Origin of the sequence: Mycobacterium sp. SMC-19, from assembly GCF_045310815.1 — a bacterium.
Classification (GTDB): domain Bacteria; phylum Actinomycetota; class Actinomycetes; order Mycobacteriales; family Mycobacteriaceae; genus Mycobacterium.
Genome location: NZ_JBJIAM010000001.1, coordinates 512450 through 534186 on the forward strand (window position 1 = coordinate 512450; position 21737 = coordinate 534186).

At 69.0% G+C, this 21737-nt stretch carries 12 protein-coding genes; 2 read left to right on the forward strand and 10 right to left on the reverse strand.

From position 1 onward, the window contains the following. Positions 1 to 166: 166 nt before the first annotated feature. Positions 167 to 796, reverse strand: a complete 630-nt coding sequence (locus tag ACJH5R_RS02520) for a TetR/AcrR family transcriptional regulator (RefSeq protein ID WP_406756270.1) — start codon at positions 794 to 796, stop codon at positions 167 to 169. Positions 797 to 933: 137 nt separating this feature from the next. On the opposite strand from ACJH5R_RS02520, the gene ACJH5R_RS02525 reads away from it, so the two are divergent. Together ACJH5R_RS02525 and ACJH5R_RS02530 are read left to right on the forward strand one after the other, a co-directional pair. Next, positions 934 to 1299, forward strand: a complete 366-nt coding sequence (locus ACJH5R_RS02525) for a DUF3060 domain-containing protein (RefSeq protein WP_406756271.1) — start codon at positions 934 to 936, stop codon at positions 1297 to 1299. Continuing rightward, complete coding sequence (locus ACJH5R_RS02530; protein ID WP_406756272.1) at positions 1296 to 1706, forward strand: DUF3060 domain-containing protein; 411 nt, start codon at positions 1296 to 1298, stop codon at positions 1704 to 1706. The genes ACJH5R_RS02525 and ACJH5R_RS02530 overlap by 4 nt, the downstream gene beginning before the upstream one ends. Positions 1707 to 1890: 184 nt before the next feature. Here ACJH5R_RS02530 and ACJH5R_RS02535 read toward each other — a convergent pair whose 3' ends face one another. From ACJH5R_RS02535 to ACJH5R_RS02575, 9 genes are all read right to left on the reverse strand, one after another. Continuing rightward, complete coding sequence (locus ACJH5R_RS02535) at positions 1891 to 2652, reverse strand: crotonase/enoyl-CoA hydratase family protein (protein ID WP_406756273.1); 762 nt, start codon at positions 2650 to 2652, stop codon at positions 1891 to 1893. Then, complete coding sequence (locus ACJH5R_RS02540) at positions 2649 to 3362, reverse strand: PaaX family transcriptional regulator C-terminal domain-containing protein (protein WP_406756569.1); 714 nt, start codon at positions 3360 to 3362, stop codon at positions 2649 to 2651. The genes ACJH5R_RS02535 and ACJH5R_RS02540 overlap by 4 nt, the downstream gene beginning before the upstream one ends. A gap of 29 nt (positions 3363 to 3391) precedes the next feature. Further along, on the reverse strand, positions 3392 to 4327 hold the full coding sequence (locus tag ACJH5R_RS02545) for a crotonase/enoyl-CoA hydratase family protein (RefSeq protein ID WP_406756274.1): 936 nt from the start codon (positions 4325 to 4327) through the stop codon (positions 3392 to 3394). A 14-nt stretch (positions 4328 to 4341) separates the two neighbouring features. Continuing rightward, entirely contained in the window at positions 4342 to 5982 is a 1641-nt protein-coding gene (locus tag ACJH5R_RS02550; protein WP_406781239.1) for an acyl-CoA dehydrogenase family protein, read from the reverse strand. A gap of 339 nt (positions 5983 to 6321) precedes the next feature. Next, positions 6322 to 11013, reverse strand: coding sequence for a PGRS repeat-containing protein (locus ACJH5R_RS02555; RefSeq protein WP_406781240.1), 4692 nt, complete (start codon positions 11011 to 11013; stop codon positions 6322 to 6324). Positions 11014 to 11404: 391 nt separating this feature from the next. Then, positions 11405 to 12163: a deoxyribonuclease IV gene (locus ACJH5R_RS02560; RefSeq protein ID WP_406756277.1), complete on the reverse strand. Its 759-nt coding sequence runs from the start codon at positions 12161 to 12163 to the stop codon at positions 11405 to 11407. A gap of 62 nt (positions 12164 to 12225) precedes the next feature. Beyond that, complete coding sequence (locus ACJH5R_RS02565) at positions 12226 to 13707, reverse strand: glutamate--cysteine ligase (protein WP_406756278.1); 1482 nt, start codon at positions 13705 to 13707, stop codon at positions 12226 to 12228. Between the two features lie 164 nt (positions 13708 to 13871). Continuing rightward, positions 13872 to 17822 (reverse strand): DNA-directed RNA polymerase subunit beta', encoded by a 3951-nt coding sequence (locus tag ACJH5R_RS02570; RefSeq protein WP_406756279.1) that lies wholly within the window; start codon positions 17820 to 17822, stop codon positions 13872 to 13874. 38 nt (positions 17823 to 17860) lie between these two features. Further along, a complete protein-coding gene (locus ACJH5R_RS02575) occupies positions 17861 to 21385 on the reverse strand; it encodes a DNA-directed RNA polymerase subunit beta (RefSeq protein WP_406756280.1) in 3525 nt (1174 codons plus the stop codon). Between the last annotated feature and the right edge of the window lie 352 nt (positions 21386 to 21737).

A 21737-nucleotide genomic window follows, 5' to 3' on the forward strand; every position in this document is an offset into this window, starting at 1 on the left:
GATTCCTCCGCTGCATAATGGACATGCGAATTAGGCCAGGCGCGCGCGTTATGTCACCAAACGCGCCTCGGTGGCCAGGCACGAGCTACCACAATACCCGGCAGCACTCCAGCAGGTCAAAGCGCGTGCCCAGCGTCCCCCGCGGCCCCTCCCACCTGCTCGGTGTCTACTGGGTGCGGCTGTCCATCGCCGAGGCCAGCCTGCGCACCATGTCGGAGAAGACGGCGTCGGTGTCCACGTCATCCATCACGCCGGTCATCTCCAGCAGGACAAATCCGTGCATGGCCGCCCAGAACTCCAGGGCGGCGTGAAACGCCCGGTCTCCTTCGAGCCCGTAGGACGCCAAAACCTCGATGACCGGGGCGGCGGCGCGGCTGGCCGCGGCGGTGTACTCCGGGTCGTCGCCGCCCAGCGGCATCCGGGTGAACGCCGAATACCGGCCCGGGTGGTGGTGGGCGTAGCTGCGGTAGGCGCCGGCCATCACCAGCACCGCGTCGTCGCGGGCGCGGCCCTGGCCGACCTGGGTCAGCATCTCCAGAATGTCGTCGATGACGCGCATGCGCATGGCGCGGCGCAGGTCACCCAGGCTGTGCACGTGGTTGTACAGCGACGGGCCCTTGGTGCCCAGCTGGGTGGCCAACGCGTTGATGGTCAGCGCGTCCCAGCCCTCCCGGTCCAGGAAGTTCAAGGCCGCGTTGACGATGGCTTCGCGGCTCAGCTTGACCGGGCGCGCCCCCGATTTGCCGTTGGCGCGCGAGCGACCCGCCGCGGCGGGCGGGTCTGGTCGAGCTGACATGGCGTACGCCCTTCGTATCGTGCGGCAGGAGATCAGCACAGAACTCTAATCGAACGATTAGTAGGGGAACCCGAGTACGCGCCAGCTGGTGCGACGTAAGCTTTGCCGAAATTGCGTCCGCCGAGAGGGGCCCGGAGATGAAATGGACTGCGCTGGCTGGTGCGCTGCTGGGTCTGGCCGCCGGTTCACTGGGGGCAGCCACAAGCGCGCACGCCGTGCCCGGCGACATCCACATCTACGGGGTGCACGAGACCCACACCCTGGACTGCAACGGCGGGACGCTGTTCATCAACGGCGTCAACCTCACCATCCATGCGATGGGAACCTGCTGGGCGGTGACCACGCAGGGTTCGCAGAACACCGTGATCGCCGACACCATCGTCAACGACGTCACCGTCTACGGCAACGACACGACCGTGTACTACCACAACGGCGACCCGCTGCTGTTCGACCGCGGTCGTGAGCTGGGGATGACGAACCGGCTCGCGCGCGTACCGGCGTGACCCAGGTTCGCCACGTAGCACTGGGCTCGTTGCTCGCCGGCGGAATGACACTGCTGGCGACCGTGCTCACCGGCTGCGAGTCGGCCGCGCCGCCCAAATCCGCCCGGATCTCGAAGAACTATGACGGGCAGTTCTCCAACACCATCAGCCTCGAGTCGTTCGGCTCGACGTCGCCGGTGGACTGCGCCGACGGCAAGTCGCTCAATGTGCTCGGGTCGAACAACAAGCTGACCGTCCGGGGCCGCTGCGAGGCGGTGAGCGTGACCGGCTCCGACAATCGGATCACCATCGAGCGGGTCGACAAGACGCTGCAGATAACCGGACTCAACAACACCATCAGCTATCGCGGCGGCGATCCGAAGATCGACAACCGCGGGCCGGGCAACACCATCGCCGACAAGCGCTGACCCGACCCAGGCCTCGCTACGCCGCCCGGCGGTCGCAAGCGCGGCGAAGCCGGGCGCAGCGGGCCGCCGGCATCAGGCCGCCCGGCGGTCGCAAGCGCGGCGAAGCCGGGCGCAGCGGGCCGCCGGCATCAGGCCTCCCGGCGGTCGCAAGCGCGGCGAAGCCGGGCGCAGCGGGCCGCCGGCATCAGGCCTTAGCGCCGTGGCGGCCGGCCCCGCCGGCGAAGCGGCCCGCCCCGCGCAGCGCCTCCTCGGCCACCCGCTCGATGCTCTCGAATTCCTGTTCCATGGCATGAGATTCGCTCATGCCCCACTGCCGTAGCGCCGACAGCCGATCCGAGCGCAGGCAGCCCTGCGGCAACTCGGCCAGTTCCAGAGCCAGCTGCTCGGCTGCCGCGCGAGCCTGCCCGACGGGGACCACCCGATTGGCCAGTCCGATCGCCAGCGCCTCCTCGGCGTTCACCGCACGGCCGGTCAGGATCAGGTCCATGGCGCGGCTGTGGCCGATCAGTCGGGGCAACCGCACGGTGCCGCCGTCGATAAGCGGCACACCCCAGCGGCGGCAGAACACGCCGAAGGTCGCGTCGGCCTCGGCCACGCGCATGTCGCACCACAGCGCCAGCTCCAGGCCGCCGGCCACTGCGTAGCCGCTGACCGCGGCAATCACCGGTTTGGACAACATCATTCGGGTCGGACCCATCGGACCCGGCCCGCTGCGGTGAGTCTGGTTGGCGTTCGGGGTGCCCAGCGCCTTGAGATCGGCTCCCGCGCAAAAGGTTCCGTTGTCTCCCCACAGCACGGCCACCGACGCGGTGTCGTCGCGGTCGAACTCGTCGAATGCCTGGTACAGCGCGGCGGCGGTCGGGCCGTCGACGGCGTTGCGCGCGTGCGGACGATCCAGGATCACCGTGGTGACCGGGCCATTGCGCTCCACGCGCACCGCGCTCATCGCAGCACCGCCTCTCGGTCCGCATCGCGTCGCGCGACCAGTTCGGCAGCGAACTCCGCGTAGCGACTGCGGATCCGGGTCCCCGGCCAGTCCGCCGGAAGCAGTTCCGGTGGCAGCACCGGGTCACGACGCAGGTGGCGGACCATGGCCGCGGCGATGACGAAACGGCTTGGCACGTCCTGGGCATCGGCCATCGCGGCGAGCAGTTCGTGGCCGGTCTGCGTCCAGCCCGCCAGATCCCACAGCGTGGCGGCCAATTCGGCCGGCTTCTCGTCACGCGCGGTGAGCAGCCGGGTGTAGCCCTCGAGCCCGTCACCCAGCTCGACGTCAATGTTGTCCGGGCGCATCCAGAAGCCTTCACGCAGCTCGGCGAACCGCCGCTCGGCCAGCCCCGAGCGCAAGGCGGCCCGGGTTCGGGCGTCACAGCCGATGCTGGTGATCACCACGGCCAGCCAGTCGCCGTCCCAGTTCCTGGTCTGCGGATTGAGCGCCGCATCCTGTTGGCGTTGGCGCGCCAGCAGACGCTCGGAGAGTCCGTAGCCCTCTGCTGAGCGGACCAGGTCTCCGGCGGCGACCAGTCGGGTGAGCGCCACCCGCAAGGCCGTTTCTTTGATACCGAAATCTGTTGTCAGCCGAAGCAATTCAGCAGCGGTTGCCGACGCAGGGTGAGCCCCCAGCAGCACCGAAAGGACTACCGATCGGGCCGTCATACGCACTGTGTCGGACATCGGGTTGTCTCCTAAACCCCGGAGGTCTTTCGACCGTAGTCCCCGAACGGCTCGTCGCGGTGGCGCACCGCGTCACGGAACCCGTGCTCCACCGCGTCGGCGACGAATGCGTGCCCCTCCGGCGTGTGGCGCGCCACCCCATCGAACACGGTGCTGACCATCCTGCTGGTGGTCACGCCCTGCTGCAGCAGCGCGGTGTTGAGTGCGAGCTTGGCCATGATCAGCTGGTTGACCGGCATGGCGGCGATGCGGGCAACCAGGCGTTCGGTGCGCTCATCGAGATCAGCCGGGTCGGGGGCCTCGATCGCCAGACCCCATTCGGCGGCCTGGGCTCCGGTGATGCAATCTCCGGTCAGCAGTAGGCGTTTGGCGCGCTGGTCGCCGAGCCGGTGCGCCCAGAGCCCGGCCGCCGGCACCCCCCACACCCGCATCGGCGGGTACCCGATCTTGGCATCGGAAGCCGCGATCACCTGGTCGGCGTGTAGGGCGATGTCGGTGCCGCCGGCCACGCAGTAGCCGTGGATCTTGACCACGGTGGGCTTGTCGGCGTGCATCAGCGAGGCGAAGCCGCGGACGAAGCGGCTCATCATCTGGTAGTCGATCATCGGGTCCCACGGCTGATCCGGCCGGTGGTTGGTGGCCTGGGTCTTACCGTCGAGCACGCTGCCCCGGTAGTTCTCCCCGCCCGCCGACGACGACCCTTCGGCGTAGGCACCCAGGTCGAATCCGGCGCAGAATCCCTCGCCGCGGCCCGACACCAGGATCACGTGCACGTTGGGATCCAGATCAGCACGCTCCACCAGAGCCGACAGTTCCAGCGGGGTGTCCGCGGTGATCGCGTTTCCGTGCTCGGGCCGGTTGAAGGTGATCCGGGCGATGCGGTCGGTGACCTCGTAGGTCATGGTCCGCAGGTTGTCGAATTCGACCGGGGCGATGTGGTGTCGCATGGCGTGCGCCGACCTCAGCCCTTGACCAGAGCACGCTCGAGGATCGGCCCGAGGTCGAGGCCGGCCGGCAGGGTGCCGAACGCACCGCCCCATTGGCCGCCGAACCGAGTCGCCAGGAAGGCCTCGGCGACGGCCGGATGGCCGTGACGCACCAGCAGCCCGCCCTGCAGCGCCAGGCAGATGTCCTCGGCGATCTTGCGCGCCTGATACTGGGCGGCAACCACGTCGGCGCCCAGGCCCGCCAGTTGGCCCTTCAGCGCGTCGACGTGGGCGTCAAGCCGGCGATCCTGCCCGGCCGTCTCGGCCAGCTCGTCGAAGAGCACCGCCACCGAGTCGGGTTGAGTGGCCAGGGCACGCAACGTGTCCAGAGCGCTGACGTTGCCCGACCCCTCCCAGATGCCCATCAACGGCGCCTCCCGGTACAGCCGCGGCATCAAGGAGTCCTCGATATAGCCGTTGCCGCCCAAGCACTCCATCGCCTCGGCGGCGTGCGGGGTGGCGCGCTTGCACACCCAGTACTTGGTGGCCGCCAGGCCGATCCGGCGCAGCAGGCCCTCTCGTTCGTCGCCGCGGACCGCCTTGTCGGTGGCACCGGCCATCCGCATCGACACCATGGTGGCGGCCTCAGCCTCCACGGCCAGGTCGGCCAGGACGTTGCGCATCAGTGGTTGATCGATCAGATAGGCGCCGAACGCCTTGCGGTGCTGGGCGTGGTAGATGGCGCGGGCCAGGCCCATCCGCATGCTGGTAGCACTGCCCAGCGCACAGTCCAGCCGGGTGAGGTTGACCATCTCGATGATGACCGAGACCCCGCGGCCCTCCTCCCCCACCAGCCAGGCGGTCGCGCCGTCGTACTCGATCTCGCTGGAGGCGTTGGCGTGGTTGCCCAGCTTGTCCTTGAGCCGTTGCAGCCGCATCCGGTTGCGGGTGCCGTCGGGCAGGATCCGAGGCAGGAAGAAACAGCTCAGTCCGCCGGGAGCCTGCGCCAGCACCAGGAACACGTCGCACATCGGCGCGGAGGTGAACCACTTGTGCCCGGTCAGGCTGTAGCTGCCGTCGGCTCCCCGCACCGCCTGGGTGGTTCCGGCGCGCACGTCGGAGCCGCCCTGCTTCTCGGTCATCGACATGCCCGCGGTGATACCGGCCTTGGCGGCCGGCACCTTCAGCTCGGGGTCGTAGACCCGGCTGGTCAGCAGCGGCTCGTAGGTCTTGGCGAGTTCGGCGTTGTTGCGCAGCGCGGGCACGATCGCGTACGTCATCGAGATCGGACAGACGTGGCCCGGCTCAGCGGTCCACACCCCGGTTTGAGCGGCGCGCACCACGTGCGCGCCGGGCCGCGGGTCGGCCCACGGGGCGGCGTGCAGACCGTGGGCGATCGCGGTGCGCATCAACTCGTGGTAGGCCGGGTCGTACTCCACTTCGTCGATCCGGTTACCGACGACGTCGTGGGTGTGCAGCACCGGCCGGTTGCGGTCGGCCAGCGCGCCCCAGCGTTGCACCTGCTTGGATCCGGAGAGCGCCCCGAGGTCGGTGACCTCGTCGACGCCCCATTGACCGCCCTCGCGGATCAGCGCCTCGATGAGGACCGGGGACGACGCGGGATTGAAGCCTTCCAGCGGAAGGACCTGGTTGGTGACGATATGCGTGTCGGCCATAGCCGAATATTACATTTTTTGTACGCACGCACAATAGGTGTAATCAAATTGGTGCTCGGCAAACAAAAACGGCGGTCACGGCCCGGGGTCGGGAGGTTCCGGGCTGTGACCGCCGTCGTTTTTGGGCGCCGGACTAAGGGCTGCGCAGTCCCCCCACACCATGCTGGTGTCGCTCAGGCATTTGGACCCCCTCCAGTCCCGAGTCGTCTGCGCAGCTGCCGCGGTCACGGCGCTTAGCAAAGTTGTAGCACACAACCGACCCAATGTCGCCTACTAAGCGCCAAATCAGTCAAAACGGATGTTTTCTGGCGCACCAGCGCCCGGGCAGAACCCGTGGTTCTACCCGGGTATGCCGGCTTGGCCGGGGGTGCCATCGGCGCCGCCCGCTTCGCCCGGCGTGCCGCTGGGGCCGGGGCCTTCCGAGCCGGGACCGGTTCCGCCAGCACCTCCGCGGCCGCCCGCGCCGTCGCCGTTGGGGCCGACCAGCCCGCCCTGCCCGCCGGCTCCGCCGGCGCCACCCCAGCTGCGTTCGAACGCATCGCCGCCAGTGCCACCGGCACCGCCGACGCCGCCGACCGCCCCGGCACCCTTGGCGTCACCGCCGTCGCCGCCGGCGCCGCCACGGCCGCCCGAAGCCCAGCTTGACCCGGAGTCCCAGGAGTCCAAGTACTCGGCGCCGGTGCCGCCGCCACCACCACCGCCACCACCACGGCCACCGTCGGTGCCGATCCCGCCGCTGCCACCGTTTCCTCCGGGGATGGCTTTCCCGCCGCCACCGTTGCCGCCGTGGCCGCCCTGGCCGTTGATCCCGCCGGTACCGCCGTTCCCGCCGGTTCCGCCGCGGCCGCCCTGGCCGGTCTCGTGGCCTCCCGATGGACCGACTCCGCCTGCCGCACCGCCAGCACCGCCGTCGCCGCCGTGGGCGCCGTCACCGCTGCCGATGCCGCCGTCGCCGCCGCGTCCGCCGTCGCCGCCGTGCGCGCCGTTGCCGCGGTCACCGCCGGCACCGCCGGCCCCACCGGCGCCGCCGGACTGCACGCCGTCGGCGGTAGCGGGCGCCCCGTCGCCGCCCTTGCCCCCGTTGCCGCCGGCACCGCCGGCTCCGGTGTTGCCGGCATGACCGTCGGGAGCCCGGGTGCCGTCCTCCCCGATGCCGCCGTGACCGGCGTTCCCCGCGGCGCCGCCGTACTGGCTGCCGGCACCGCCGTTGCCACCCTGGCCGGCTGCGGCACCGTTGCCGCCGCCGGCCCCATTACCGCCGTCGCCACCGGCCCCACCGTCACCGCCGTTGCCAGCGTCGCCGCCTTGCCCGCCGGCGCCGTGGCTGGCGTTGCCGCCTTGGCCGCCGTTGCCACCGACGCCGCCGTTACCGCCGTCGGTGCCGTCAGTGCCGTTCCCGCCGGAACCGGCCTGGGCGTCGGTGCCAGCCGCACCGTTGACCGTCCCACCAGTCCCGCCGGTCCCGCCGTCGCCGCCGTTGCCGGCCTGGCTGCCGCCAGCGCCGCCGTTTCCGCCAGTGCCACCGGCGCCGCCGTTCAGGCCGACACCGGCGCCGGAGCCGCCCGTACCCCCCGCGCCACCGGTCCCGCCGTCGCCGATCGCCGCGGCGGCACCACCGTTGCCTCCGGTCCCGCCGGCCTGAACGGTCGTGTTGCCGGCGGGGTCGGTGATGATCTGGCCGTCGCCACCTTTACCGCCGGTGCCGCCGACACCGTCCTGGCCGACCGCGCCGTCGCTACCGGCTGGGACGTGCCCGGGCGTACCGGAGCCGCCGGGCGCCCCGGCGCCGCCGTCGCCGCGGACACCGCCGGTCCCACCGTCGCCGCCGTGGCCGGCGCTGGCACCGTCACCACCGCCGGCGCCTGCACCGCCTTGTCCGCCGATCCCGCCGGCGCCGCCCTGACCACCGGTCCCGCCGATGCCGCCTACACCGAACGGGGCCTGGGTACCGCCGACCTGACCGCCGGCACCACCGTTGCCGCCGGCGCTGGCCGCGCCACCGACACCGCCGTTGCCGGCCGTGCCGCCGTGGCCACCGTCGCCACCGCTTCCGGGTGCGGCATTGGCGCCGTCGAGACCGGCGCCGCCGGCGCCGCCTTGACCACCGACGCCACCATTGCCGCCGTTACCACCCGCGCCGGGTACCGGAATGCCGAGGATGACCCGGCCGTTGCCGCCGGTCCCGCCGTCACCGGCGGCACCGGCCTTGCCTCCGGCACCGCCGTCACCGCTGACGCCCACGGTGCCGTTGGTGGCGCTGCCGCCCTGGCCGCCGACACCGCCGTTGCCGCCGGTCCCGCCGTCTCCGCCGTCGCCGCCCACACCCCCGACGAAGGGTTCCACATCGGCACCGTCGCCGCCGCGGCCACCGCTGCCCCCGGTGCCGCCGACGCCACCGGTGCCCCCCGCCCCGCCGTTGCCGGAGATCGAGCCGCCTGCACCGCCGGCCCCGCCTACTCCTCCCTCACCCCCGGTCCCGCCGTCGCCGCCATTGCCGGCAACCGGGTTCATCAAGTTCCCGTCGGCACCCCGCGGACCGGCCGTGCCGACGCCGCCGCTACCGCCGGTGCCGCCCTGGCCGCCGCCGCCGATCGAACCCGCCGCCCCGCCGCGTCCTCCCGCACCACCGTTCTGCGCTCCGCCGGGCAGCACCTGCCCGTCGCCTCCCCTGCCCCCGGAGCCGCCATCGCCGCCGGTACCGGCTTGTCCTGTGGCACCACTGGCGGCCGGTCCGCCGGCCCCAGCGCCGCCGCGCCCGGCCACCCCGGCCTGCCCGAAATCGGCGCCGTTGCCGCCGGCCCCACCGGCCCCAGCAGTGTCACCGGTACCGCCACCGGCACCGGCGCCACCGGCGCCCGCAACACCGGCATCGCCCCCGTCACCGGCATTGCCGCCGTGGCCGCCGACACCCCCGGTCGAGACGCCGCCGGCGCCACCATGACCGCCGGCGCCACCGGAACCGGCGCCACCACCGTTACCGCCAGCCGCACCCGAATCCGCGGCCGCATCCCGACCGACACCACCGTCACCACCACGACCACCGACCCCGGCGTTACCACCCGCGCCCCCGTTGCCCGTGGTCGCAGCACCACCGACACCACCGTCACCACCGCGGCCGGCGGCAAGACCCGCACTGCCGTTGCCGTCAGTTCCGGTCAGCCCGTTCGCCCCGTCGGCACCGGCACCACCAGCACCGCCGGCGCCACCGTTCGCGCCACCGCCGGCGGCACCCCCGACACCACCGGCACCACCGTTCTGGGCAACCGCCGCACCGCGGGCGTCGGTGATCACCACACCGTCAGCACCCCTCCCGCCGGCACCGCCATCGGAATCGGCTCCGACCGAACCCGCGGCACCGTCGCCAGCGGCCGTGCCCGCCGCACCACCGGCGGCACCAGCACCGCCCCTACCACCGGACCCGGCGGTGTCACCAGCACCACCACCGGCACCGGCACCACCGGTGCCCGCGATTCCGGCGTCCCCACCACTGCCGGCGTTGCCGCCGCGTCCGGTCGCGCCGTGCGCCGCCGTGCCGCCGGCGCCCCCGGTGCCACCGGCCCCACCGGCACCGGCGTGGCCGCCATCACCGCCGGCGGCACCCGACCCCGCGGCCGCATCCCGACCGACACCCCCATCGCCGCCGCGACCGCCTGCCCCGGCGTTACCGCCCGCACCACCGTCACCCGCCACACTGCCGCCGGCCCCACCGACCCCACCGGAGCCGCCGTGCCCGCCGGCCACGCCCGCGGTGCCGTCCCCGTCGGCACCGGTCACCCCGTTCAGCCCGCCGGCTCCGGCACCGCCGATACCACCGGCACCACCGTTGCCGTGATCCCCGCCGGCACCACCGACACCACCGGCACCGCCGTCGGCCGGAGTGCCGTCGGACAGCAGGCTGGTCCCGGCGATACCGGCGCCGCCGGCACCGCCGGCACCACCGTGGCCGCTCAGGACGGCGCCCGGCTGTACGAAGCCGGCGGCGCCGATGTCACCGCCACGGCCACCGGCCCCGCCGTTGCCGCCGCCCAACAACCCGTCGCCCCCGGCACCGCCGGCGCCGCCCTCGCCGGCCAGGCCGGAATAGTTGCCACCTTGGGCGAACAGCAGTGGGCTGGCGCCCAGGTGCAGCCCGAAATGTCCGCTGCGCCCACCGACGCCCGCGTCACCACCGGCGCCACCGGCGCCACCGTTGCCGCCGGGACCATCGGGTGGCGACACACCCGCACCGCCAGCGCCACCGACACCACCGTTGCCGCCCAGCCCGCCGGTGCCGATGATCCACCCGGCGCGGCCACCGCTGCCGCCATGCCCGGCGTCGCCGCCGGCAGCACCGCCGGTACCGGCCAGGCCCGCACCTCCGGTGCCGCCGGCACCACCGAACCCGAACCACGCCCCGGCGTCGCCGCCGGCACCGCCGATACCACCGGCCAGCGCAGTGGTGCCGACGCCGCCAGCGCCACCGGCCCCGCCGTCACCGAACAGCCACCCGCCCGCGCCCCCCGCACCGCCAGCCGCAGCGGCGGCCCCGATACCGCCGGCACCACCATTGCCGAACATTCCGGCCATCCCGCCGACGCCACCGGCGCCGCCGTCGACCCCGGCCGCGCCGGTTCCGCCGTCGCCGAACAGGAATCCGCCGTCACCGAGGTCGCCGAACAGACCCGAACTCCCCAGGATCGACTCGTTGGCTCCGGTGAACCCGTCGATCCCGTCGCCGATCAGACTGCGTCCGAACAACTCGATGAACGGTGTGTTGATCAGGCTGAGCAGCTGCTCGTTCTGACCGATGAAGTCGTCAACAAGGTCGTGCAGCGGCAGGTAGAAGAGGTCGTGGTACCAGCCGGCAACCGCCACATCGAACGCACCGAGCGGATCCGACCAGTCGATGTCGGCCACGCCGAATCCGGGCGCCGCGGACGCCTCTGCGGCGCTCGCGACGATTCCGTCGAGAAACTCATCGGCGATATCCGCGTGCGCTACCGGCGTCGTCCCAAACGCCAGGAACGCGGCAACCGCGGAACTGACGCCCACCCCGCGACGCAGCCTTCGCGTTTGCCCCTGACGGCCGCGACCACCCGAGAACCGACCTACCGGACGTGACATTCCCAGCCTTCCGTCAGAGCTGTGAAAAGGCTAGCCGTGACACAGCAAACTGTGAGTATTTTTACCTACGTACATAACCCCACTTATATAGCCTGCACAACGGATTGCCCGAAATCGTCTCAAATATCGCCATGAACTGGACTTTTGCGCGCCGCATACAACGGTTCACCCAAATCCCAATGCGGCCGTTACCTGAACAAAAACTGAGCGAATCGGCCGATTTTCACGCCCGAGGGATCCATCAGGTTGATATCCGTCCACCTGCGCGGAACCGACTGGCAGGTAGCGCACCGACGATCACCACCGGTGTGTGGGAGGGCTACCGCAGCCGGTCTTTGAGGAACGCTATGTCGGCCTTGCGGCCCTCTTCTGCGGTCTCGCAGATGACCGGGGCGCCGGCGGCCTCAACCACCGCGACCAACAGGTCCGGCTCGATCTGGCCGGTACCGAAGTTGGCGTGCCGGTCGCGCCCGGAGCCGGGGGCGTCCTTGGAGTCGTTGCAGTGCACCAGATCGATGCGTCCGGTGATGGCCTTGATGCGCTCCACCGCGTCGGGCAGCGATTCCCCGGCCGCCCAGGTGTGGCAGGTGTCCAGGCAGAACCCGACGCCGGTGTCGCCGATGTGGTCCCACAGTTTGGCGATGGTGTCGAAGTGCCGGGCCATCGCATGATCACCGCCGGCGGTGTTCTCCAGGTACACCGGGACGCTGGTCTCCAGCCGGTCCAACGCCTTGCGCCATCGAGCGAACCCGGCCTGCGGGTCGTCGTCATCGGCGGTCACGTGTCCGCCGTGCACGATCACCGCGACGGCGCCGATGTCGGCGGCCGCGTCACAGGTCTGCTGCAGGATGGTGCGCGACGGGATACGCACCCGGTTGTTCGGCGAAGCCACGTTGATCAGGTACGGCGCGTGCACATAGATCGGCAGCGCCGCCTCGCGAAGCTGCGCCGCGTCCTCGCGCGGTTTGGGGGGCTTCCAGCTCTGCGGGTTGCCGAGGAAGATCTGCACCACGTCGGCACCCTCGGCTTCGGCGGCAGCCAACGGATTCTGCGGGCGCACATGGGATCCGATCAACACGGCGGTCAGCCTAGTCCGGCGACGATGCGGGCGAGGGACGAGCCGGTTGAGGAGCCGGACAATCAGGCCAGTCCGGTCGGCCAGGTATGCACCGGCTCGTTGGTGTGCATGTGCCTGCAGTACCGGCTCAGCATCTCCGCCAGCGCCTCGGGCCGACTCAGGCCCTGAGCCTGCAATGCGCGGACCGTCGACACCTGCCAGGTGGCGCCGTTGCGTCCCGTCGCCGCCCGATCCGCGATGATGCCGAGGAACCGATCGGCCACCTCGGCGGCAACACCCCACTCGTCAAGGCCTTGGCGGGCCAGTGGCAGCAGCTCGCGCTGAGTCAGTTCCGCCACACTCACCTCGCCCAGCTCCGGCCAGAACAGTCGCGCGTCCATGCCGTGGCGAGCGGCCCGGCGAAAGTTGTCGTGCGCCACCGCAAAACTCATCTGGGTCCACAGCGGGCGCTGCTCGCGGGCCAGGCTGCGCAGCAGACCGTAGTAGAAGACCGCATTGGCGACCATGTCGGCGACGGTGGGGCCCGAGGGCAGGACCCGGTTCTCCACACGTAGGTGCGGCCGTCCGTCGACCACGTCATAGACCGGGCGATTCCAGCGGTACACGGTGCCGTTGTGCAGACGCAGCTCTGCCAGTTGCGGGGCGCGTCCCTGCGCGAGTTCGTCGGCCGGATCCTCCTCGGAGACCTCGGGCAGCAGCGACGGGAAGTAGCGCACGTTCTCCTCGAACAGGTCGAAGATCGACGTAATCCACCGCTCCCCGAACCAAACCCGGGGCCGCACTCCCTGGTTCTTCAGTTCGTCGGGACGCGTGTCGGTGGACTGGGTGAACAGCTCGACCCGGGTCTCCGCCCACAGGCGGTGGCCGAAGAAGTAGGGAGAGTTGGCACCGATCGCCAGTTGTGGACCGGCCAGCACCTGCGCGGCGTTCCAATGGTTGGCGAACTCGGCCGGCGAGACCTGCAGGTGCAACTGCATGCTGGTGCACGCCGACTCCGGAGCGATGTTCTCTGCATGCAGGTTCAGTGGTTCGGGGCCGTCGATGTCGATATCGATGTCTTCGCCGCGCGCGGCGAAGATCGAGTCGTTGAGTGCTGCATAGCGTGCCGAATCGCTCATCCAGTCACCGGCCAGATGCTCGGGCATCAGCGTCGGCAAGATGCCGATCATGACAATGCCCGCGTCGTGTTTCCGGGCCTTGGCCTGCGCGTCGTTGAGGCTGGCCCGCACCTCTGCTTCCAGATCCAGTGCGGCCCGCTCCGTGAACTGGCGGGGCGGCACGTTGAATTCGATGTTGTAGGAACCTAATTCACGTTGAAATGCCGGATCGTCGATCGACGACAACACGCCGGCGTTCGCCATGGCCGGCCGGTAGTCGTCGCCGATCAGGTTGCCCTCGATCTCCATACCGGTCAGCGGCGGCTCACACTCGAAGCTGGCCTGCGCCAACATCGTCTCGAAGACGTCCAGGCACTGCTGAATCTTGTGCCGGTATTGGCGGCGCTGGGTGCGGGAGTAGCTGGTGCGGTCGACTTCGTCCCCCATCTCAACGATGCAACCTGGTCGGCTGCGGGGCCGCAACCCGGCGCGTCCGCCGAGTGTGAATCCTGCGACACGACACGCCGCGGGGACGTCGCAGGATGCACACTCGGCGACAGATACGAAAAGAACCCCGGGGGTATACGCCCCGGGGCTCTTTTCGTCGTCGACTAGCGGTAGTCGCTGTACCCGTAGTCGTCCAGCGGAACCGCGGCACCGGTGGCGGCGCCGAAGTCCGGGCTGTAGTACTGATCCTCGTAGGACGGGATCGTGTACGCAGCGGCCCGGGCCTCTTCGGTGGGCTGCACGGCGATGTTGCGGTACCGGTTGATACCGGTGCCGGCCGGGATCAGCTTGCCGATGATCACGTTCTCCTTCAGGCCCTGCAGCTTGTCGCTGCGGCAGTTGATCGCCGCATCGGTCAGCACGCGGGTGGTCTCCTGGAAGGAGGCCGCCGACAGCCACGAGTCGGTGGCCAGCGACGCCTTGGTGATACCCATCAGCACCGGACGTCCGGCCGCGGGCTCCAGACCCTCGGCCACCACGCGACGGTTCGCGGTCTCGAACTCGGCCCGCTCGGTCAGCGAACCGGGCAGGAACTCCGTGGCGCCCGAGTCGATGATGGTCACCCGGCGCAGCATCTGCCGGACGATCACCTCGATGTGCTTGTCGTGGATCGACACACCCTGGGCCCGGTAGACCTGCTGGACCTCGTTGACCAGGTGGATCTGCACCTCACGCGGGCCCTGCACACGCAGCACCTCGTGCGGGTCCGCCGAGCCCTCCATGAGCTGCTGGCCGACCTCGACGTGGTCGCCGTCAGACAGCAACCGCTCCGAGCCGTCCTCGTGCTTGAACACGCGCAGCCGCTGACGCTTGGGCAGCTTGTCGTAGACCACTTCCTCGCCACCGTCATCCGGCACGATCGTGATCTTGTAGAACTTCTCGCCCTCTTCAAGCTGCACCCGCCCGGCGACGTCGGCGATCGGCGCCTTGCCACGCGGAATCCGGGCCTCGAACAGCTCCTGCACACGCGGCAGACCACCGGTGATGTCGTCACCGACACCACCCTGGTGGAAGGTACGCATGGTCAGCTGAGTACCGGGCTCACCGATGGACTGGGCGGCGACGATGCCGACCGCTTCACCGATGTCGACCAGCTTGCCGGTGGCCATCGATCGGCCGTAGCACGTGGCGCAGACCCCGGTTCCGGTGGCGCAGGTCAGCACCGAACGCACCTTGACGCCTGTGATGCCGGCAGCCAGCAGGGCCTCGATCGACGGGTCGCCGAGGTCGTGACCGCGCTCGATGACGACCTTGCCCTTCTCATCGACCGCGTCGACGGCCAACGTGCGGGCGTAGGCCGACGTCTCGATGAACGGGTTGCGGATCAGCGATCCATCCGCGGCCACCTCGGCGAGGTCCACCATGATGCCGCGCTCGGTGCCGCAGTCGTGCTCGCGCACGATCACGTCCTGAGAAACGTCGACAAGACGACGCGTCAGGTAACCCGAGTCAGCGGTACGCAACGCGGTGTCCGCCAAGCCCTTTCGAGCGCCGTGGGTGTTGATGAAGTACTCCAACACCGTCAGGCCCTCACGGAACGAGGACTTGATCGGGCGCGGGATGAACTCACCCTTCGGGTTGGTCACCAGACCCTTCATGCCTGCCAGCGTCCGGGTCTGGGTGAAGTTACCCGTAGCACCGGAGTCGACGATCGTGATGATCGGGTTGTCGGCCGGGTAGTGGTCACGCAGCGCCTGACCCACTTCCTCGGTGGCTTCCTTCCAGATCTCCACCAGCGCCTCGTTGCGCTCTTCGCGGTTGAGAGCACCACGCTGGAACTGCTTCTCCAGCTTGTCGGCACGCTCCTCGTAGGAGTCGAGGATCTCCTTCTTGCGCGGCGGCACCAGCACGTCGGCCATCGAGACCGTGACTCCCGAACGGGTGGCCCAATGGAAGCCGGCGTCCTTGAGCTTGTCGACGGTCTGGGCGACCACGATCATCGGGTAGCGCTCGGCCAGGTCGTTGATGATGACGGCCTGAACCTTCTTGTGCATCTGCTTGTTCACGAACGGGTACCCGGTCGGCAGCAGCTCGTTGAACAGCACCCGGCCCAGCGTGGTCTCGGCGATCCAGGCGCCGCCCGGACGCCAGCCGTTCTCGCCGAACAGCTCGGTCTCCACCTCGGCCGGCGGCCGCAGCTGGTCCAGACGCACCTTGATCTTGGCCCGCACGGAAAGCGCACCGCGGTCGACAGCCATGATCGCCTCGGCCGGCGAGGAGTACACACCGGTCTCCGGACGGTCCTTGGCGGCCGGGGTGTATTCGCCTGCGTCACCGGAGATCTCGGTGGTCAGGTAGTACAGCCCGGTAACCATGTCCAGTCGCGGCATGGCCAGCGGACGGCCCGAGGCCGGCGACAGGATGTTGTTGCTCGACAGCATCAGGATGCGGGCCTCGGCCTGCGCCTCGGCGCTCAGCGGCAGGTGCACGGCCATCTGGTCACCGTCGAAGTCGGCGTTGAAGGCCTCACAAACCAGCGGGTGCAGCTGAATTGCCTTGCCTTCCACCAGCTGCGGCTCGAAGGCCTGGATACCCAGGCGGTGCAGCGTAGGTGCCCGGTTGAGCAGCACCGGGTGCTCGGCGATGACCTCTTCGAGGACGTCCCACACCTGGGGGCGCTGCCGCTCCACCATCCGCTTGGCGCTCTTGATGTTCTGCGCGTGGTTGAGGTCAACCAGTCGCTTCATCACGAACGGCTTGAACAGCTCCAGAGCCATCAGCTTCGGCAGACCACACTGGTGCAGCTTGAGCTGCGGACCGACCACGATGACCGAACGGCCCGAGTAGTCGACACGCTTGCCGAGCAGGTTCTGACGGAACCGGCCCTGCTTGCCCTTGAGCAGGTCGGACAGCGACTTCAGCGGACGGTTGCCCGGTCCGGTGACCGGCCGGCCGCGGCGGCCGTTGTCGAACAGCGCGTCGACGGACTCCTGCAGCATCCGCTTCTCGTTGTTGACGATGATCTCGGGCGCACCGAGGTCGATCAGTCGCTTGAGGCGGTTGTTGCGGTTGATGACCCGGCGGTACAGGTCGTTGAGGTCGGACGTGGCGAACCGGCCACCGTCGAGCTGCACCATCGGACGCAGCTCCGGCGGGATCACCGGCACCGCGTCGAGCACCATGCCCATCGGGGAGTTACCCGACTGCTGGAAGGCGGCGACCACCTTGAGGCGCTTGAGAGCACGAAGCTTCTTCTGCCCCTTGCCGTTCTTGATGATGTCGCGCAGCAGCTCGGCCTCGGCGTGGATGTCGAAGGTCTCGATCAGCTTCTGGATCGACTCCGCACCCATGGCACCGGTGAAGTACTCGCCGTAGCGGTCCACCAGCTCGCGGTAGACGGTCTCGTCGACGATCAGCTGCTTGGGAGCCAGCTTGACGAAGGTGTCCCAGATGTTGTCGAGGCGGTCCAGCTCACGCTGCGACCGGTCGCGCAGCTGACGCATTTCACGCTCGCCGCCGTCGCGAACCTTGCGGCGCACATCGGCTTTCGCACCCTCGGCCTCCAGCTCGGCCAGGTCGGCCTCCAGCTTCTGGGCGCGGGCTTCCAGGTCGGCGTCCCGCTGGTCCTCGACAGCCTTCTTCTCGACGACCATCTCGGCTTCCAGCGTGGACAGCTCGTTGTGGCGCATCTCGGTGTCGACACTGGTGATCACGTAGGCCGCGAAGTAGATGATCTTCTCGAGGTCCTTGGGCGCCAGGTCCAGCAGGTAGCCCAAGCGCGACGGCACGCCCTTGAAGTACCAGATGTGGGTGACCGGGGCGGCCAGTTCGATGTGGCCCATCCGCTCACGACGCACCTTGGCGCGAGTCACCTCGACGCCACAGCGCTCACAGATGATGCCCTTGAAGCGCACCCGCTTGTACTTGCCGCAGTAGCACTCCCAGTCGCGAGTCGGTCCGAAGATCTTCTCGCAGAACAGGCCGTCCTTCTCGGGCTTGAGCGTGCGGTAGTTGATCGTTTCCGGCTTCTTGACCTCACCGTAGGACCATTGCCGGATGTCCTCCGCGGTCGCCAGGCCGATGCGGAGCTCATCGAAGAAGTTGACGTCGAGCACGTAACTCCCTTTCCCCTTGCGGGTTTAGTAGCGAGTAATTAAGCGAGGTCCTCAACAGAGGCGGATTCGTTGCGGGACAGGTTGATTCCCAGGTTGGCGGCTGCCCGCTCCAGGTCCTCGTCCTCGCCTTCGCGCAATTCGATCGCCGCACCGTCCTTCGCCAGCACCTCAACGTTGAGGCACAGCGACTGCAGCTCTTTGAGCAGCACCTTGAAGGACTCCGGGATACCCGGCTCGGGGATGTTCTCGCCCTTGACGATCGCCTCGTAGACCTTGACACGGCCGACCGTGTCGTCGGACTTGATCGTCAGCAACTCCTGCAGCGTGTACGCCGCACCGTAGGCCTGCATGGCCCAGCACTCCATCTCACCGAACCGCTGGCCACCGAACTGCGCCTTACCACCCAACGGCTGCTGGGTGATCATCGAGTACGGGCCGGTGGAACGGGCGTGGATCTTGTCGTCCACCAAGTGGTGCAGCTTCATGATGTACATGTAGCCAACGGTCACCGGGTACGGGAACGGCTCACCGGAGCGACCGTCGAACAGCATCGCCTTGCCGTCACCGTTGACCATGACCTCGCCGTCGCGGTTGGCCAGCGTCGAGGAGAGCAGACCCTGCAGCTCCTCTTCGCGGGCACCGTCGAACACCGGGGTCGCGGTACGGGTGTCCGCTCCGGCCGAGTACAGCTCCTCGGGGAGCTTGTCCGCCCAGTCCGGCACGCCGGCCGCCACATCGATGTTCCAGCCGGTCTTGGCGATCCAGCCCAGGTGGGTCTCCAGGATCTGACCGATGTTCATACGACGGGGCACACCGTGGGTGTTCAAGATGATGTCGACCGGGGTGCCGTCCGGCAGGAACGGCATGTCCTCGGCCGGCAGGATCTTGCCGATGACGCCCTTGTTGCCGTGGCGTCCGGCCAGCTTGTCACCGTCGGAGATCTTGCGCTTCTGCGCGACGTAGACGCGCACCAGCTCGTTGACGCCGGCGGGCAGCTCGTCGTCGTCCTCGCGGGAGAACACCCGGATGCCGATGACCTTGCCGGACTCACCGTGCGGCACCTTCAGCGAGGTGTCGCGGACTTCGCGGGCCTTCTCGCCGAAGATCGCCCGCAGCAGCCGCTCCTCGGGCGTCAGCTCGGTCTCACCCTTGGGGGTGACCTTGCCGACCAGGATGTCGCCGTCGCGGACCTCGGCGCCGATGCGGACGATGCCGCGCTCGTCGAGGTCAGCCAGCACCTCATCGGAGACGTTCGGGATGTCCCGAGTGATCTCCTCGGCGCCCAGCTTGGTGTCGCGGGCGTCGATCTCGTGCTCCTCGATGTGAATCGAGGTCAGCGTGTCCTCCTCGACCAGCCTGTTGGACAGGATGATCGCGTCCTCGTAGTTGTGCCCTTCCCACGGCATGATCGCCACGAGCAGGTTCTTGCCCAGGGCCATCTCGCCGTTGTCGGTGCACGGGCCGTCCGCGATCACCTGGCCGGCCTCGACACGCTGGCCGGCGTCGACGATCGGACGCTGGTTGGCGCAGGTGCCGTGGTTGGACCGGTTGAACTTGCGCATCCGGTAGGTCTGCCGGGTGCCGTCATCGGCCATCACCGTGACGTAGTCGGCGGACACCTCCTCGATGACACCGGTCTTGTCGGCGACGATCACGTCGCCCGCGTCGATCGCGGCCCGCAGCTCCATGCCGGTACCCACCAGCGGCGCCTCGCTGCGCACCAGCGGAACCGCCTGACGCTGCATGTTGGCACCCATCAGGGCACGGTTGGCGTCGTCGTGCTCGAGGAACGGGATCATGGCCGTGGCCACCGACACCATCTGGCGCGGCGAGACGTCCATGTAGTCGACCTCGGCCGAGGACACGTACTCGACCTCGCCACCCTTACGACGGACCAGAACGCGGTCCTCGGTGAAGCGGCCGTCGTCCTCCAGCGGCGAGTTGGCCTGCGCCACAACGTGGCGGTCCTCCTCGTCGGCGGTCAAGTACTCGATGTCATCGCTGACCACACCGTCGTTGACCTTGCGGTACGGCGTCTCGATGAAGCCGAACGGGTTGACCCGCGCGTACACCGACAACGACCCGATCAGACCGATGTTGGGGCCTTCCGGGGTCTCGATCGGACACATCCGGCCGTAGTGGGACGGGTGCACGTCACGAACTTCCAGGCCGGCCCGCTCACGGGACAGACCACCCGGGCCCAGCGCCGACAGGCGGCGCTTGTGGGTCAGACCCGACAGCGGGTTGTTCTGGTCCATGAACTGGGAGAGCTGGCTGGTGCCGAAGAACTCCTTGATCGCGGCGACCACCGGGCGGATGTTGATCAGGGTCTGCGGCGTGATGGCCTCGACGTCCTGGGTGGTCATCCGCTCGCGGACCACGCGCTCCATCCGGGACAGCCCGACCCGGATCTGGTTCTGGATCAGCTCACCCACGGTGCGCAGACGCCGGTTGCCGAAGTGGTCGATGTCGTCGACCTCAACGGGAACCTCGACGCCGCCCGGCACCGTCATGGTGGCGGACTGACCATCCTGAGCGGCCTGGTGCAGGCGCACCAGGTACTCGATGGTGGCCACGATGTCCTCTTCGGTCAGCGTGGTCGGCTGCGACTCGCCCGGGTTGGCGGTCAGGCCCAGCTTCTTGTTGATCTTGTAGCGACCCACGCGCGCCAGGTCGTAGCGCTTCTCCTTGAAGAACAGGTTCTCCAGCAGGGTCTGCGCGGATTCCTTGGTGGGGGGCTCGCCCGGACGCAGCTTGCGGTAGATGTCCAGCAGCGCCTCGTCGGGGCTGGCGGCACTGTCCTTCTCCAGCGTCGACATCATGATCTCGGAGAAGCCGAAGCGCTCCCGGATCTGCTCGGAGGTCCAACCCAGCGCCTTGAGCAGGATGGTGACCGGCTGACGACGCTTGCGGTCGATACGGACGCCGACCAGGTCGCGCTTGTCGACGTCGAACTCCAGCCAGGCGCCGCGGCCCGGGATCACCTTCACCGAGTGCAGCGTCTTCTCGGTGGACTTGTCGATGTTGGCGTCGAAGTACACACCGGGCGAGCGCACCAGCTGGGAGACCACCACCCGCTCGGTGCCGTTGATGATGAAGGTGCCCTTCTCGGTCATCATCGGGAAGTCACCCATGAACACCGTCTGGCTCTTGATCTCGCCGGTGTTGTTGTTGATGAACTCCGCGGTGACGAACAGCGGGGCCGCGTAGGTCATGTCCTTGTCGCGGCACTCCTCGACCGGAGCCTTGACCTCGTCGAACCGCGGGTCAGAGAACGACAGCGACATCGAGCCGGAGAAGTCCTCGATCGGGGACAGCTCTTCGAGAACCTCTTCAAGGCCACCCTTGGGCGCAGCACCGGTCTGCTGGGCCCTCTTCTCGCGCCACTCCGACGCCCCGATCAGCCACTGGAACGAGTCGGTCTGCACGTCCAGCAGACCCGGAACCTCAAGCGGTTCGCGCAGCTTGGCAAAGGAGACCCGATTCGGGGCCCCGGGCACAGAACTATTGGGAGAATTCTGGGTAGTAGAAGCGTTCTTTTTGCTCTGGCGGGAGACTGCCAAGATGCATCCTTCCAGCACCTAATGCGGCCAGCGGATCCCGGCTCTCACCGGACCCCGTTCGCTGCGAATATTCGACCGTTGGTTCGGCTGGCGAACGATCTGTCCGGTCTCACGCACAGCCAAACCACGAGGTAACAAGCCAAAACGAGCCAAAACGTGACTCAGGCTGGTAACGCGGTGTTCGGGTGCGGGTAAGGGATGGGCAGGAGGAAGCCAGCGCAACGTCCAACAATAGCGCAGGCTGACGCAATCCTCAACTGCGATGTCCCGGGGCCCTGTCGGTGCTGGCTGACCTCCGCCGGGCTCTCCGCACGTGTGCTGGTGACCAGATTGGACCGTTTAGGTCCGTCCG